Raw genomic sequence first — 16,103 nt, forward strand, 5'->3', positions numbered from 1 at the left:
AAATTGACTGCGTAGCAGTTGACTAGGTGTAAGTAGGAGATGCTGTATGCCAGAATCAAAGAAGAAAACGATAGGCATCCTAGCCATTGCCGGCGTGGAGCCATATCAGGAAAAACCTGGTGAAGAGTACATGTCACCAGAGCAGGTTGAACACTTTACGAAAATCTTAACAGCTTGGCGCGACCAGCTAAGAGCTGAAGTGGATCGTACTGTTCACCACATGCAGGACGAAGCAGCAAACTTCCCAGATCCAGTTGACCGCGCCTCTCAAGAGGAAGAGTTCAGCCTAGAACTGCGTAACCGTGACCGCGAACGCCGTTTGATCAAGAAGATTGAAAAGACTTTGGATAAAATCAAAGAAGACGATTTTGGCTTCTGTGAGTCTTGTGGCGTAGAGATTGGCGTTCGCCGTCTTGAAGCACGTCCAACCGCTGACCTTTGTATTGACTGTAAAACACTTGCAGAAATCAAAGAGAAGCAAATGCAAGGTTAATCACCCAGCATTATGATTGTTGAAGGGAGCTCAGGCTCCCTTTTTGTTTTGGCTATCTTCGCACCCTATTTGTTTACTAAATTCGAGATACACGCATGACACGCTATGTAGGTCGATTCGCCCCATCTCCTTCTGGTCCACTGCATTTTGGTTCACTGATTGCCGCTCTTGGCAGTTATTTTCAAGCGAAAGCACAAAACGGAGCTTGGTTAGTACGTATTGAGGACTTAGACCCACCAAGAGAAATGCCAGGTGCAGCGCAACTTATCCTAGAGGCACTCAAGGCCTATCAGCTGCATTGGGATGGAGAAGTGGTATACCAGAGCGAACGTCACGACCTTTACCAAGCTCAAATAAACAAATGGCTCGAAAATGGGGAAGCCTATTATTGCCAATGTACTCGTAAGCAAATTAAAGAGCATGGCGGTTTTTATCCTGGCACTTGCCGCGATAAAAACTTGAAAGACGGCGCGATTCGCCTAAAAATGACCAAGCCTGTCGCTCATTTCCTCGACCAAAAGCGGGGAACCATTACTATTCCAGAGCAACTCGTTAATGAAGATTTCATTATTAAACGTCGAGATGGATTATTTGCTTATAATCTTGCGGTAGTATTGGACGACATCGACCAAGGCGTCACAGAAGTCGTGCGAGGTGCAGACTTAATCGAGCCGACAGGGCGTCAAATTAGCCTGTACCAAATACTTGGTCAGCCTGAAGTTAGCTACTTGCATTTACCATTGGCGATGGACAACAACGGCAATAAATTGTCGAAACAAAATCACGCGACGGCTATTGATATAGATACACCAAAACCTACTCTATTGCGCGCCATGACATTTTTAGGTTTCGAGATACCTGAAACCGTCAGGGCGGCCAACATAGAAGATATTCTTCGTTGGGGCTGCGAAAACTGGCGCTTGGAACAGCTTCCAGCAGAGATCGAGATCACACCGTGATTCTCAAATGGCATTGTGTAGGCTATCATTAGCCGCAAATTAGGCCCTAGAGGCGTATAAAACTAACCAAAGCAAGATTGGATTAAACCCAGTTATTGCCAGATGCACATGAATACAAACGACTATACACCAAGCGAACCTGCCACAATTCCAGAGCTCGCTCTCAATGTAATAACTCGTGAAGAGCACAACATTTCGCGTAAGCAGATCAGTGATAATGCGCTGAAGGTACTGTACCGCCTAAATGGTGCTGGTTTCGATGCTTTTCTTGTGGGTGGCGGGGTTCGAGACTTACTGCTTGGACAAAAACCAAAAGATTTTGACATTGCGACCAACGCAACGCCGGAACAGATCAAACAGCTATTTCGTAACTGCCGTTTGATTGGTCGCCGCTTCCGCTTGGCTCATATTATGTTTGGCCGAGACATCATTGAGGTTGCGACATTCCGTGGTCACCACCAAGAGCAAAAGAATAAGAGCATTTCTCAGCAATCAAAAGAGGGTATGCTGCTGCGTGACAACGTCTACGGCACCATCGATGAAGATGCTGAGCGCCGTGATTTCACGATTAACTCGATGTACTACAACATCGCAGATTACTCGATTCACGACTACGCACGTGGTATTGAAGATTTAGAAGATCGCCTAATTCGACTGATTGGTGATCCAGAAACACGCTACCGTGAAGACCCTGTGCGCATGCTGCGTGCGGTTCGTTTCGCGGTAAAACTAGACTTTGATATTGAAGAAGACACCGCAGCGCCAATCGAACACATGGCACCGTTGCTCGGTGACATTCCGTCAGCGCGTCTTTTTGAAGAGTCACTCAAATTATTGCAATCCGGTCATGGCTTAGAAACCTACCACCTACTGCGTGAGTACAACCTATTCCAGCAACTATTCCCGACGATTGCAGCGCACTTTACAGAAGATTACTCCTCTCACACTGAGCAGATGTTGGATCTTGTCCTAGATTCTACCGACATGCGCATCGAAGATGGGAAACGCATCAATCCAGCATTTATGTTTGCTGCAATGCTGTGGTACCCACTGTGTGCGAAAGCCGATGAACTGATGGAAGAGCGCAACTTAGGCCATTACGACGCCATTATGGAAGCGAGCAACATCATTCTTGACGAGCAAGTTCGCACAATTGCCATTCCAAGACGCCACACCGCAACCATTCGCGAGATTTGGCAGTTACAGCTTCGTCTTCCACGACGTAACGGTAAACGTGCATTCCGTCTTATGGAGCTCAATAAATTTAGAGCTGGCTTTGATTTTCTTGAAATGCGCGGTGAAATTGAAGGTGGTGACACTCAGAAGCTTGCCAAGTGGTGGGAAACTTTTCAAAATGCAGGCCGAGAAATGCGTCAAGCAATGGCTGCCGACTTAGACGGTCAATCACCGAAAACAGGCCAACGCCGCCGTAAAACTTATCGCAAGAAAAAGAGTAAGCCCAAATCATGATTACAGCGTACATTGCGGTAGGCAGTAACTTGGCTGATCCTGTCAGCCAAGCGAAGCAAGCGATTGAAGCATTAAAAACGCTGCCTAAATCAGAGTTTGTTCAAGCTTCTTCGCTATACAGCAGCACGCCAATGGGGCCACAAAACCAACCGGATTACATCAATGCGGTTGTGTCTATTAACACCAGTTTGACGCCTATTGAATTGCTCAATTGCACACAAGCTATAGAGCAAGAACAAGGGCGTGTCCGTAAAGACGAACGCTGGGGACCAAGAACCTTGGACCTCGACATTGTGCTTTATGGCAATGAGGTGATTAATTCCGAGAGGCTGATCGTTCCTCATTATGGAATGAAAGAGCGTGAATTCGTACTCTACCCTCTTGCGGAAATTGCACCAAGTTTACAACTCCCTGATGGGACCGAGGTCTCTAAACTACTGGAACAAGTAGATAGAAACGGCCTCAGTATCTGGCAGTCATAGCCAACTCCTAGTAAGGATAAAACCATGAAAAAAATGACCATCAACGACCTAATCAAGTGGAAGCAAGAAGGTCGTAAATTTGCTACTTCAACCGCTTATGATGCGAGCTTTGCCCAACTGTTTGAAAGCCAAGAAATGCCAGTACTTCTTGTCGGTGATTCTCTAGGTATGGTTTTGCAAGGTCACAACGATACTCTGCCAGTAACGGTCGATGATATCGCTTACCATACTCGTTGCGTACGCGCTGGTAGCCCAAATTGTTTGTTGATGGCAGACATGCCATTCATGAGCTACACCACGCCAGAGCAAGCTTGCGAAAATGCGGCTAAACTGATGCGTGCTGGTGCCAATATGGTAAAAATTGAAGGTGGTGACTGGCTTGTCGACACGGTGAAAATGCTCACTGAACGATCAGTTCCAGTTTGTGCTCATCTTGGTTTAACTCCTCAAGCTGTTAATATTTTTGGTGGTTACAAAATCCAAGGTCGCGATCAAGAAAAAGCAGACCGCATGGTAAAAGACGCATTAGCGCTGCAAGAAGCAGGCGCTCAAATCGTCTTACTAGAATGCGTACCAGCTGAGCTTGCTGAACGTATTACGCAAGTGCTTGACGTTCCTGTTATCGGTATTGGTGCAGGTAACGTAACAGATGGTCAAATTCTCGTAATGCATGATATGTTTGGTATTTCTGCCAACTACATGCCGAAATTCTCCAAAAACTTTCTTGCTGAAACAGGTGATATGCGCAAAGCCGTTACTAAATACATTGAAGATGTAGCCAACGGTGTATTCCCAGACGACGCTCATACCATTGCCTAGAGGATAAATGCATGCAAACTTTTGCGGAAATCTCAGCAGTTCGTGAACACCTTAAAACCTTTAAACGTGAAGGTCGTAAAGTGGCGTTTGTCCCTACCATGGGCAACCTTCACGAAGGCCACTTAACTTTAGTGCGTAAAGCACGCGAATACGCTGATATCGTTGTCGTAAGCATCTTTGTTAATCCGATGCAGTTTGATCGTGCAGACGATTTAAATAATTACCCGCGTACGCTAGAGGAAGACTTAAGCAAGTTAACCTCTGAAGGGGTCGATGTGGTATTTACGCCAACACCAGAAGTTATCTACCCAGAAGGTCTGGATAAGCAAACCTTCGTTGATGTCCCTGGCCTATCAACAATTCTCGAAGGCGCGTCTCGACCAGGTCATTTCCGTGGCGTGACGACGATTGTGAATAAGCTGTTTAACATCGTACAACCGGATGTCGCGTGCTTCGGCGAGAAGGACTTCCAACAACTTGCTGTTATCCGCAAGATGGTTGATGACCTAGCAATGGACATTGAAATCATCGGAGTACCAACCGTACGTGAAATGGACGGTTTAGCAATGAGTTCACGCAATGGCTTGCTTACGCTGGACGAGCGTCAACGTGCTCCTGTACTTGCTCGTACAATGCGTTGGATCAGTAGTGCCATTCGCGGTGGCCGCGATGACTACGCATCGATCATCGAAGATGCAAGCGACCAACTTCGAGCTGCAGGTCTGCACCCTGATGAGATCTTCATTCGTGATGCTCGTACATTACAAGTGATCACACCAGAAACGACACAAGCTGTCATTCTGATGTCTGCGTTCCTAGGCAAAGCTCGTCTTATCGATAACCAAACGGTAGATATGGTTGTCGAAGCGAAGGAAGAAGCTGAATCTAACAATACAAACTCAGAGAGCGCAGAGTAAGCTCTGAGTCATAAAAGTAAAAAGGTCGACTCTTAGTCGACCTTTTTTATACTCTACGTATAGACGCAATCTAACCCTTCAGGGCGAGTTTTAAACCGCTTGTGCAGCCACATCCACGCTGGAATATCACGTTTTATCATTTTCTCAAGCTCTTGGTTCAAGATGCTTGCCGCTTTAACCGCATTACGTCTCTCGAAACGCTCGCTAATGTCTTTTCCAATGTACAGCGTGTAATGGTGATTTTTACTCACTGTAACGCCAGATATAACCGCGCACTTTGTTGCATCAATGAGAACACTAGACCCGACGGTACTCGCCGCTTGTTCAACAGCAAAAAACGGCGCAAAAACAGAATGGTTAACGCCATAATCATGGTCGGGCAAATACCAAAGTCGATGACCATTCTTCAGAACTTTGAGCATTGATTTCACGTCTTTTCGATCAATCATTTGATGTCCAAAACGAGTTCGACCTCGATGTTGAATAAACTCATAAGCAGGATTCGAATTTGGGCGATAAACGCCATAACCTTGGGCAAACTGGCTAAAAGTACGAGCGGTTATCTCCAAGTTTAAATGGTGACTGCACACCACCAACACACCACGTCCATTCTTTTCCTCAGCGAGTAAACGATCTTTTCCAACAATAGAGGTTATCCGACGTATCCGCCAATCTGGCCAAAACCAGGCGATACCGGTTTCGATGATCGCCATTCCAGTATATTGAAAGTTTTTTCGTACTACGTCCTTACATTGCCAATCCGTAAAATCAGGGAAACACAGCTGGAGATTACGCAGAGCGATCTTGTGTCGGCGCTTCATTACATGCATCGCAATACAGCCGATGCTTCTACCTAAGATTCGTAATACTACATATGGCAGTACATTAACAAGAATCGCTAAAGATCCAAATGCCAGCCATACAGACCAATATTTGGGCTTAAGTAATTGATAGGAGAAAGGCGGCGGCGGGACAATATTCATAGGATCACTCATTTATTACAAATGATTGAAACCTACCATGATAAAAACCGAAAAATTGTATGGGTATGTATTGTTATGCACGCGAAAGAGCAGCATGAATCGCTGCTCTTTGCTTTATGAGAATGGCTTAGCTTCTTAGGCCAATCCCTTTGGTTACTAGGTAATGCGCAATGGCATACAGTGCAACAACAAACACTGCAAGTACACTAAATGAAGTGACAATGCCCACATCCGAGACACCTAAAAAGCCGTAGCGGAACGCATTCACCATGTATACGATTGGGTTGATCTTAGAAACGCCTTGCCAAAATTCAGGCAGCAGACTGATCGAATAAAAGACACCTCCCAAGTAAGTTAGAGGAGTCAATACAAACGTAGGGATGATCGAAATATCGTCAAACGTTTTTGCGTAAACCGCATTGATCAAGCCACCGAGAGCAAATACCACCGACGTCATGAAGACAGTCGCGACAATAATGCCCCAGTGCTCCACTTGCAAATCAACGAACAAAAGTGACACACAAGTAACAATTGCACCGACCAACAAACCTCGAGTCACGCCGCCCATCACATAGCCAGCAATAATCACATAGTTTGGTACCGGTGCCACCAGCAGTTCTTCAATGTTCTTCTGTAGCTTTGCACTAAAGAATGACGACGCCACGTTCGAGTATGAGTTGGTGATCACCGACATCATGATCAAACCTGGAACAATGTACTCCATGTAACTAAAGCCGCTCATCTCACCAATTCGAGAGCCAATAAGATTGCCGAAAATGATGAAGTACAACGTCATCGTAATGGCTGGCGGCACTAAGGTTTGCACCCAAATACGTGTAAAACGAGTAACTTCTTTGCTCAGCAAGCTGCGAAATGCCGTCCAATATAAACCGTACATTTAATTACTCCCCTCTCTTACAATGCTGACAAACAACTCTTCAAGTCGGTTGGCTTTGTTACGCATTGAGAGAACTTTAATGCCATGCTCTGTTAACTGACTGAATACCGAATTCAATCCTTGGCTCTTATCTAGTTCTATCTCTAAAGAGCCATCAACAATACTTTGTCGATTAACACCTTCAAGCTCAGGCACCTCGACTTCTGACTCAATATCCAAGATAAATGTCTCGACGCTTAGCTTACCTAGTAACGCCTTCATGGTGGTATTTTCAATCAGCTCACCACGATTAATAATGCCGATATTTCGACACAGCATCTCCGCTTCTTCTAGGTAGTGTGTCGTTAAAATAATCGTAATTCCTTGCTCTTGGTTGATCTCTTTCAGAAACCCCCACATTGAGCGGCGTAGTTCAATATCCACTCCAGCCGTTGGTTCATCTAAAATGAGTAATTGCGGCTCGTGCATCAAAGCTCTTGCGATCATTAAACGACGCTTCATCCCACCGGATAGGTTACGAGCACGCTCTTGGCGTTTTTCCCATAAATCCAATTTTTTCAGGTATTTTTCTGCTCTTTCTTTGGCTAATACTTTAGACACACCGTAATAGCCAGCTTGCTGCATCACAATTTGCTCAACGGTTTCAAACTGGTTGAAGTTGAACTCTTGTGGCACCAAGCCTAAATTCTGCTTGGCCAATTCGAGGTCGGTATCAATGTCATAACCGAAAACTTTCGTCGTTCCGGAGGTTTTATTCACTAAGGAGGAAATGATGCCAATCGTGGTCGATTTTCCTGCACCATTGGGACCCAGAAGCGCGTAGAAGTCACCCTTTTTCACTTGGAGACTTATACCTTTTAACGCCTCAAAGCCACCTGCATACGTCTTGCGCAGTTGTTCAATTTCTAATGCGTACATAAGGTCTTGATTGCCGTTTGTTTGTGATTACTAATACCGACTCATATTTAGCAGCGGTTTACTACAAAATCGCCTTGGGTATCGTATTGGAGGTCCATCAGTTTATCGTTGAATAACGATGATTACAAATAAACCTTTCGATAATATTGGAAATATAACCCTTACCTCGTAAAGGTTATCTCTGAGTAAGACAAAATAGAGCATAAAAAAACGCAACAGGACACTGTTGCGTTTTTAACTGTCAGAATGATTACGCCGTTATGCGCTGATACTGGTCTGCCTCAACATGTCCCACCGCCGCATTCAATGCTTCGTAACGGAATTGGTACATATTTTCATCAGGCACAAGGTCAATCACATGGAATTTCTCTAGCTGTTCTCGTGTTCGCTCATTCGGGCATAATAAATACACGGCACAATTGGCATCGAGAGCATCCTTAATCGCATTCTCTAACGCCAAACCGACGGTCACATCAATCATTGGTACATCCGTAAGATCGAGAATCATCACGTCATAGTCCGAAATACTAGAGTGCTGACGTGAAATGGCTTTAGAAACACTAAAGATCATCGGACCGGAAAGATAAAAGAACAGCACTTTTCCATTCGCACGATCCAACAAACCACGCTCGCTGTCAGTCAACGGCACATCATCTTCATCCGCGTCGCTGATCGCTTTTACTTGTCGCGCCTGCTCTCGGCTCAAACGCTCGATGATGATAATGTTCGAGATAAAGACGCCTAAACCCACCGCAACGATAAGATCAACGAATACTGTAAGCAACATAACGCCATACATCACCGCCATTCCGGAAAAGCTTACCTTATGTGCCCTCTGAATAAAGCTCCAGTCTAGGATGTTAAAGCCAACATACACCGCAATGCCTGCTAACACAGCCATCGGGATTGGCTCTGTTAATCCGCCAGCAACCAGTACAACCAACGCCAACATTAGTGCACGAATCACACCAGATAATGGCGAACGAGCCCCAACTTGGATATTCGTTACCGTCCCCATGGTAGCCCCCGCCCCTGGCAGCGCACCAAACAAGCCTGAGATCATGTTAGCTAACCCTTGACCTCGCAGCTCTTTATCTGAGTCGTGTTCTTTACGAGTTAATGAGTCACCGATAACTGCCGTTAACAAAGTATCAATACAACCTAATGTGCCTAGCACTAATGCATCAATGACCATCTCGACAAACATATCTGTGTCAATATAAGGGGCGACGAGAGAAGGTAACCCAGCAGGAATTTCACCGATACGACGAATATCTTCTGTATCAAAGAGAATCACAGACAATAAAGTCACCGCGACCAATGCCACGAGCTGTGCAGGAACGTATTTACGATATTGCTTAGGGAAGAAAAAAAGAATCCCCAAAGTCAGTAGTCCCAAAAACAACTCACTGAACTTAAGGTTAGAAATGGTCTCCGGCAAAGCAGATAACGTTCCGAGTACTCCCCCTGAAGGCGCAGCATGCCCCATCAAAGGCGATAACTGCAGAATGATAAGAATCACACCTATGCCAGACATAAACCCAGAAATAACGCTGTAAGGCATCAAGGTAACGTATTTACCCAGTTTTAACGTCCCCAATAGGATTTGGAATGCGCCAGCCATCATGACAACCGTGAAAGTCATAGCCATGCCCGTTTCTGGGTATTTCGCCATCATACTGGTTAATACTGCGGTCATGATTACCGTCATTGGCCCTGTCGGTTCTGATATTAACGTATTAGAACCACCAAATAACGAGGCAAACAAACCGACCATTATTGCCCCCCAAAGGCCGGCCTCAGCACCGGCTCCGGATGCAACACCAAACGCTAACGCCAGAGGGAGAGAGATAATCGCCGTGGTTACCCCGCCAAATACATCCCCTTTGAAATTGATATCTTCAAAACGACTACCGAACACTGCTGATTTTCCCTGCATTCAATTTTAAAAAGTAAAATATCACTACTTTAACGAGCTAGGCGAAAATTTAAACCATAAATAGATTAAGGCTAAATTCACACCACAAATAGTTTCACCAGATTTTACTTTTTTCTTAATGAAAACTAGTCAGATGAGTCCTATCTGACGAATATTTAACGAGATCGAAATTGTAACATTGTGTATAGTTACAACACTGATCGCTTGCATGTGCACACAAACAGCGGCAGCGATTTTGTCTTTTAAGGGAAGTAGTTTGCAAAATGCCGGAAATAAAACAGTTATTTGAAAACAATTCGAAATGGTCTCAAGAGATCAAATCTGATCGACCTGAATACTTCGCAAAACTCGCTGAGGGTCAAAAGCCTGATTTTCTTTGGATTGGCTGCTCTGATAGCCGCGTTCCTGCCGAGCGACTAACCGGACTATACTCAGGTGAACTCTTTGTTCATCGGAATGTTGCAAACCAAGTTATCCATACTGATCTCAACTGTCTATCGGTCGTCCAGTACGCTGTAGACGTTCTTAAGGTTAAACACATCATTGTCTGTGGGCACTATGGATGTGGTGGTGTAAACGCAGCCATTGATAACCCTAAGCTAGGTCTTATTAATAATTGGCTGTTACATATCAGAGATATCTATTTCAAACACCGCACTTACCTAGATCAAATGCCGCAACAAGATCGAGCGGATAAACTAGGCGAGCTTAATGTTGCAGAGCAAGTGTACAACTTGGGTAACTCAACCATCCTGCAAAACGCTTGGGAGCGTGGGCAAGATGTTGAAATTCATGGTGTGGTATACGGAATTGAAGATGGTCGCTTAGAGTACTTAGGCATTCGTTCTAACTCTAAGGAAACCGTAGAAGCGTCTTACCAGAAAGCTCTTTCGACGATTCTAAATACAGATAACAAGCTGCTTTGTCGCTAAGTCATATCTAAAAGTTGAACAAAAAACGCCCATCTTAGATGGGCGTTTTTTTATATTTTTAATGCTGCTCTCAATGATTATTCTTGAGGTACAACTTTACCGATGTATGGTAAGTGGCGGTATTTCTGCGCGTAATCAATACCCACACCAACGACAAACTCATCTGGGATTTCGAAACCAATCCAATCCACAGGAACATTCACTTCACGACGAGATGGTTTATCTAGGAGCGTACAAATCGCGATAGACTTCGGCTCACGTAGCGAAAGAATCTCACGGATTTTATTTAGTGTGTTACCAGTGTCAATGATGTCTTCAACAAGCAGAATATCTTTACCTTTGATGTCATCATCCAAATCTTTCAAGATACGAACGTCACGTGAGCTTTCCATCGTATTGCCGTAGCTTGACGCAGTCATAAAATCAACTTGGTGAGTCAGTTCGATAGCACGTGCCAAGTCTGCCATAAATACAAATGAGCCACGCAATAAGCCTACCAACACAAGATCTTCACTACCTTGATAACGCTCTGTAATTTGTTTGCCTAATTCACGAACTCGCTCCTGAACTTCTTGCTCAGAAATCATGACTTCTATTGTATGTTTCATACTGTGCTCAATCTAAATTTGTGGGTTGAGGTAAGTCGCACGCAAACGATCACCTAATCTTACGGCGTGTAGTGTATCACCACGTTCATTGGGTTGAAAGTCACATCCTGTTGCCAAAAAATCTTGGAAGAAGGTCTTAGTTTTATAAAGTTCATAGCTAAATTTATCAATAATAATGACATTACTGTATATAAATTGTTCTACAGATGTTGACCTTGTGCATATGCACCATTACACTCATCACTGCTTTAAGCAACTATTAAAATAATCAATTAGGGGGTTACCCCCAATATCAACTCAAATGGCAAGGAAAATGGATATGGACTCAATTGCAAAGAGACCTAGAACTAGGCTTTCTCCAATTAAGCGTAAGCAACAGCTAATGGAAATCGCATTGGAAGTATTTGCGCGCCGCGGCATCGGTCGTGGTGGTCACGCAGATATCGCAGAAATTGCTCAAGTTTCTGTGGCGACTGTTTTTAACTACTTCCCTACACGCGAAGACTTGGTGGATGAAGTTCTCAATCACGTCGTACGTCAGTTTTCAAACTTCCTATCGGATAACATAGACCTAGACTTACATGCACGTGAAAACATCGCCAATATTACGAATGCGATGATCGAGCTTGTCAGCCAAGACTGTCACTGGCTAAAAGTATGGTTCGAGTGGAGTGCGTCAACACGTGACGAAGTATGGCCATTGTTTGTTTCAACTAACCGTACTAACCAGTTGCTGGTACAAAACATGTTCATTAAAGCAATTGAACGTGGCGAAGTGTGTGACCAGCACGATTCAGAACACTTGGCAAACCTGTTCCACGGTATTTGTTACTCACTGTTTGTCCAAGCGAACCGCGCTAAAGGTGAAGCGGAGCTGAAACACCTAGTGAATTCATACTTAGATATGCTTTGCATTTACAACCGTGAACACTAAAGCTTAGCTCGTAATATATGTCAGCCCACCGTTTGGTGGGCTTTTTATTGTCTGCTAAGCACACATTTATATTCCTATATAACAAGCATAAAAAAACCGCTGCAATGCAGCGGCTTCTATCATTCAGTCAGAAAAAGCTTACTTCTTCTTAACTGCTTTTTTGTTTGGCAGGTCAGTGATTGAACCTTCAAATACTTCAGCAGCTAGACCTACAGACTCGTGTAGAGTTGGGTGAGCGTGGATAGTCAGAGCGATATCTTCTGCATCACAGCCCATCTCAATTGCAAGGCCGATTTCACCAAGTAGTTCACCACCGTTAGTACCAACGATAGCACCACCGATTACGCGGTGAGTTTCTTTGTCGAAGATTAGCTTAGTCATACCGTCTGCACAGTCAGATGCGATTGCACGACCTGATGCTGCCCATGGGAATGTTGCTACTTCGTACTTGATGCCTTCTTCTTTCGCTTCTTTTTCAGTCTTACCAACCCAAGCTACTTCTGGCTCAGTGTACGCAATTGAAGGGATAACTTTAGGGTCGAAGTAGTGCTTCTTACCAGAGATAACTTCAGCAGCTACGTGACCTTCATGCACACCTTTGTGAGCAAGCATTGGTTGACCAACGATATCACCGATCGCGAAGATGTGAGGAACGTTAGTACGCATTTGCTTATCAACGTTGATGAAGCCACGCTCGTCAATTTCTAGACCCGCTTTTTCACCGTCGATTAGCTTACCATTTGGTACACGACCGATAGCAACTAGAACCGCATCGTAACGCTCAGCTTCAGCTGGCGCTTTCTTGCCTTCCATTGAAACGTAGATACCGTCTTCTTTTGCTTCAACTGCTGTTACTTTCGTTTCTAGCATTAGCTTGAACTTGTCTTTGATACGCTTAGTAAATACTTTCACGATATCTTTGTCTGCTGCAGGAATTACCTGGTCAAACATTTCAACAACTTCAACTTTAGAACCTAGAGAGTGGTAAACCGTACCCATTTCTAGACCGATGATACCACCGCCCATGATAAGCAGTTTTTCTGGCACTTCTTTTAGTTCTAGAGCGTCAGTAGAGTCCCAAATACGTGGGTCTTCATGCGGGATAAATGGCAGTTTGATTGGACGAGAACCAGCCGCAACGATTGCGTTGTCAAAGTTAACAACTGTTGGCTCACCTTCGCCTTCTACAAGGATAGAGTTAGGGCCAGTGAACTTACCGTAACCGTTAACTACTGTTACGTTACGCATCTTAGCCATACCGCTTAGGCCGCCAGTTAGTTGGTTAACAACTTTTTCTTTCCAGATGCGGATTTTGCTGATGTCTGTTTGAGGCTCACCGAACACAACGCCGTGGTCAGCCATCGCTTTCGCTTCTTCAATTACTTTAGAAACGTGAAGCAGTGCTTTAGATGGGATACAACCCACGTTCAGACATACACCGCCAAGCGTGCTGTAACGTTCAACTAGTACAGTTTCAAGACCTAAGTCCGCACAACGGAATGCAGCGGAGTAACCAGCAGGACCAGAACCAAGTACAACAACTTGGGCTTTAATTTCTTTGCTCATTTTGACCTCTTGTAGTCATTATCCCTAACAGGCTGAGTGGGTATCGATTTTTTATGTTTAAGAGAGATTTGTTTTAAACAGTTATTTTCAGACCGCTAACAGTTTACAGAGATGTTAATGGTGTGAAAAGTAAATCAATTTAGCCTGTGAGCTAGACAACAATTCGATTGTGAAAACCCTGAACGAAGCAAGGCTGATAACCAAATTGTCGGTAATTATGATTAGCAGAGGCGGCTAAGTTGCCGCCTCTCATTCATCTAATTTCTATTACAGAACTAGACGACGAATGTCAGATAGACATGAGTTTAGGTAAGTGATGAAGCGCGCACCTTCAGCACCATCGATCACACGGTGGTCGTATGATAGAGACAGTGGAAGTTGTAGACGCGGTTCGAACTCTTTACCGTTCCATACCGGTTTCATTTCTGACTTAGACACACCTAGGATACCAACTTCTGGTGCGTTTACGATTGGAGTAAACGCTGTACCGCCGATACCGCCTAGGCTAGAGATAGTGAAACAGCCACCTTGCATGTCAGCCGCAGTTAGCTTACCAGCACGTGCTTTCTTAGAAACCGCCATTAGCTCTTCAGATAGCTCGTAGATGCCTTTCTTGTTCACGTCTTTAAATACAGGAACAACTAGACCGTTTGGTGTATCTACCGCGATACCAACATTCACGTATTTCTTCAGAATTAGGCTCTCACCGTCTTCTGATAGAGAAGAGTTGAACGCTGGGAACGCTTCAAGCGCTTTAGCTACCGCTTTCATGATGAACACAAGTGGTGTGATCTTCATGCCAGTGTCTTTCTTCGCTTCAATCGCGTTTTGCTCTTTACGGAATGCTTCAAGAGCCGTGATGTCTGCGTTATCCCACTGTGTAACGTGCGGGATCATTACCCAGTTACGGTGTAGGTTTGCGCCAGAGATCTTCTTAATGCGAGATAGCGGTTGAACTTCTGTCTCACCAAACTTGCTGAAGTCCACTTTTGGCCATGGTAGTAGACCAAGAGCCGCGCCGTCGCCTTTGCCAGATGCTGCTGCACCTGCGCCAGACTCAAGACGCTTAAGTGCATCTTTCACGTAAGCTTGAACGTCTTCTTTTAGGATACGGCTCTTACGACCAGAACCTTTAACCTTAGAAAGATTAACGCCAAATTCACGCGCTAGACGACGAACAACTGGAGACGCGTGAGCGTACTCATCGTTTTCTTTGAAATCGCCAGTCGCTGCTGGAGCTGCTGCCGCTGGAGCTTCTGCTTTAGGAGCTGGAGCTGCAGGTGCTGCCGCTTGAGCTGGAGCTGGAGCTGCTGCAGGAGCAGGTGCTGCGCCCGCCACTTCGAATACCATGATTAGTGAGCCAGTAGACACTTTGTCGCCAGCTGCAATCTTGATTTCTTTAACTGTGCCAGCGAATGGTGCAGGAACTTCCATAGAAGCTTTGTCACCTTCAACAGTGATTAGAGATTGCTCTTCTTCCACTGTGTCGCCAACCGCAACCATGATCTCAGTAACTTCAACTTCGTCGCCGCCGATATCTGGTACGTTCACTTCTTTTGCCGCAGACGCTGCTGGAGCTGCTGCCGCAGGAGCTTCAGCTGCCGCTGGTGCTGCTGGAGCGCCTGAACCTGCGGTTTCGAATACCATGATAAGTGAGCCAGTCGATACTTTATCGCCTGCTGCAACTTTGATCTCTTTTAGAGTACCTGCGAATGGCGCTGGAACTTCCATAGAAGCTTTGTCGCCTTCAACAGTTAGAAGAGATTGCTCTTCTTCGATGCTGTCGCCAACGGCAACCATGATTTCAGTAACTTCTACTTCATCACCACCGATGTCTGGTACGTGAACTTCTTTTAGTTCTGCCGCTGCTGCTGGAGCTGGAGCTGCTGCTGGAGCTGCTTCTGCCGCAGGAGCAGGTGCAGCGTCAGCTGCACCCTCGGCTTCGAAAATCATGATTAGAGAACCAGTAGAAACCTTGTCGCCTTCTGCAACTTTGATTTCTTTAACGATACCCGCTTGAGAAGCAGGAACTTCCATAGAAGCTTTATCGCCTTCAACTGTGATCAGAGACTGCTCTTCTTCAACCTTGTCGCCAACGCTTACAAGAATCTCAGTAACTTCAACCTCATCCGCACCGATGTCTGGTACATTAATTTCGATTGCCATTTCTTATCTACCTTCTTAA

At 45.0% G+C, this 16,103-nt stretch carries 15 protein-coding genes; 8 read left to right on the plus strand and 7 right to left on the minus strand.

Annotated features, from left to right (window positions below):
* Positions 1–46: 46 nt before the first annotated feature.
* From dksA to panC, 6 genes are all read left to right on the plus strand, one after another.
* Positions 47–493 carry an RNA polymerase-binding protein DksA gene (dksA, locus tag KI742_RS12965; RefSeq protein WP_005386584.1) on the plus strand — a complete coding sequence of 149 codons (447 nt, stop codon included), beginning with the start codon at positions 47–49 and terminating at the stop codon, positions 491–493.
* A gap of 95 nt (positions 494–588) precedes the next feature.
* Complete coding sequence (gene gluQRS, locus KI742_RS12970; RefSeq protein ID WP_005386586.1) at positions 589–1,452, plus strand: tRNA glutamyl-Q(34) synthetase GluQRS; 864 nt, start codon at positions 589–591, stop codon at positions 1,450–1,452.
* A gap of 102 nt (positions 1,453–1,554) precedes the next feature.
* The gene (pcnB, locus tag KI742_RS12975) at positions 1,555–2,922 is read left to right on the plus strand and encodes a polynucleotide adenylyltransferase PcnB (RefSeq protein ID WP_005386589.1); all 1,368 of its coding nucleotides are present in this window, start codon (positions 1,555–1,557) and stop codon (positions 2,920–2,922) included.
* Positions 2,919–3,404, plus strand: a complete 486-nt coding sequence (gene folK, locus KI742_RS12980; RefSeq protein WP_005380007.1) for a 2-amino-4-hydroxy-6-hydroxymethyldihydropteridine diphosphokinase — start codon at positions 2,919–2,921, stop codon at positions 3,402–3,404. The genes pcnB and folK overlap by 4 nt, the downstream gene beginning before the upstream one ends.
* Positions 3,405–3,428: 24 nt before the next feature.
* Positions 3,429–4,223 (plus strand): 3-methyl-2-oxobutanoate hydroxymethyltransferase, encoded by a 795-nt coding sequence (panB, locus tag KI742_RS12985; protein ID WP_005386592.1) that lies wholly within the window; start codon positions 3,429–3,431, stop codon positions 4,221–4,223.
* 11 nt (positions 4,224–4,234) lie between these two features.
* Positions 4,235–5,140, plus strand: a complete 906-nt coding sequence (panC, locus tag KI742_RS12990; protein ID WP_005380005.1) for a pantoate--beta-alanine ligase — start codon at positions 4,235–4,237, stop codon at positions 5,138–5,140.
* 53 nt (positions 5,141–5,193) lie between these two features.
* Here the strand turns inward: panC and KI742_RS12995 are convergent, their stop codons facing one another.
* The 4 genes from KI742_RS12995 to KI742_RS13010 all read right to left on the minus strand — a co-directional run bounded on the left by KI742_RS12995 (position 5,194) and on the right by KI742_RS13010 (position 9,860).
* Positions 5,194–6,123, minus strand: coding sequence for a Kdo(2)-lipid IV(A) acyltransferase (locus KI742_RS12995; protein WP_167415434.1), 930 nt, complete (start codon positions 6,121–6,123; stop codon positions 5,194–5,196).
* A 127-nt stretch (positions 6,124–6,250) separates the two neighbouring features.
* Positions 6,251–7,021 (minus strand): ABC transporter permease, encoded by a 771-nt coding sequence (locus KI742_RS13000; RefSeq protein ID WP_005386598.1) that lies wholly within the window; start codon positions 7,019–7,021, stop codon positions 6,251–6,253.
* The gene (locus KI742_RS13005) at positions 7,022–7,939 is read right to left on the minus strand and encodes an ABC transporter ATP-binding protein (protein WP_005380000.1); all 918 of its coding nucleotides are present in this window, start codon (positions 7,937–7,939) and stop codon (positions 7,022–7,024) included.
* Positions 7,940–8,189: 250 nt separating this feature from the next.
* Complete coding sequence (locus KI742_RS13010) at positions 8,190–9,860, minus strand: SulP family inorganic anion transporter (protein ID WP_167415435.1); 1,671 nt, start codon at positions 9,858–9,860, stop codon at positions 8,190–8,192.
* A gap of 281 nt (positions 9,861–10,141) precedes the next feature.
* Between KI742_RS13010 and can the strand changes: the two genes are divergently transcribed.
* Positions 10,142–10,810: a carbonate dehydratase gene (gene can / locus KI742_RS13015; protein WP_005379996.1), complete on the plus strand. Its 669-nt coding sequence runs from the start codon at positions 10,142–10,144 to the stop codon at positions 10,808–10,810.
* A gap of 77 nt (positions 10,811–10,887) precedes the next feature.
* Here can and hpt read toward each other — a convergent pair whose 3' ends face one another.
* Positions 10,888–11,418, minus strand: coding sequence for a hypoxanthine phosphoribosyltransferase (hpt, locus tag KI742_RS13020; protein WP_005379995.1), 531 nt, complete (start codon positions 11,416–11,418; stop codon positions 10,888–10,890).
* 319 nt (positions 11,419–11,737) lie between these two features.
* Between hpt and opaR the strand changes: the two genes are divergently transcribed.
* The gene (opaR, locus tag KI742_RS13025; RefSeq protein WP_005379994.1) at positions 11,738–12,352 is read left to right on the plus strand and encodes a transcriptional regulator OpaR; all 615 of its coding nucleotides are present in this window, start codon (positions 11,738–11,740) and stop codon (positions 12,350–12,352) included.
* A gap of 138 nt (positions 12,353–12,490) precedes the next feature.
* On the opposite strand, the gene lpdA is transcribed toward opaR, so the two are convergent.
* Together lpdA and aceF are read right to left on the minus strand one after the other, a co-directional pair.
* Entirely contained in the window at positions 12,491–13,918 is a 1,428-nt protein-coding gene (lpdA, locus tag KI742_RS13030) for a dihydrolipoyl dehydrogenase (protein WP_005379993.1), read from the minus strand.
* Positions 13,919–14,185: 267 nt separating this feature from the next.
* Entirely contained in the window at positions 14,186–16,084 is a 1,899-nt protein-coding gene (gene aceF / locus KI742_RS13035; protein ID WP_005386611.1) for a pyruvate dehydrogenase complex dihydrolipoyllysine-residue acetyltransferase, read from the minus strand.
* Positions 16,085–16,103 lie beyond the last annotated feature (19 nt).

The organism is Vibrio sp. D417a (genome assembly GCF_030248595.1).
In the GTDB taxonomy this organism is placed as follows: domain Bacteria; phylum Pseudomonadota; class Gammaproteobacteria; order Enterobacterales; family Vibrionaceae; genus Vibrio; species Vibrio alginolyticus.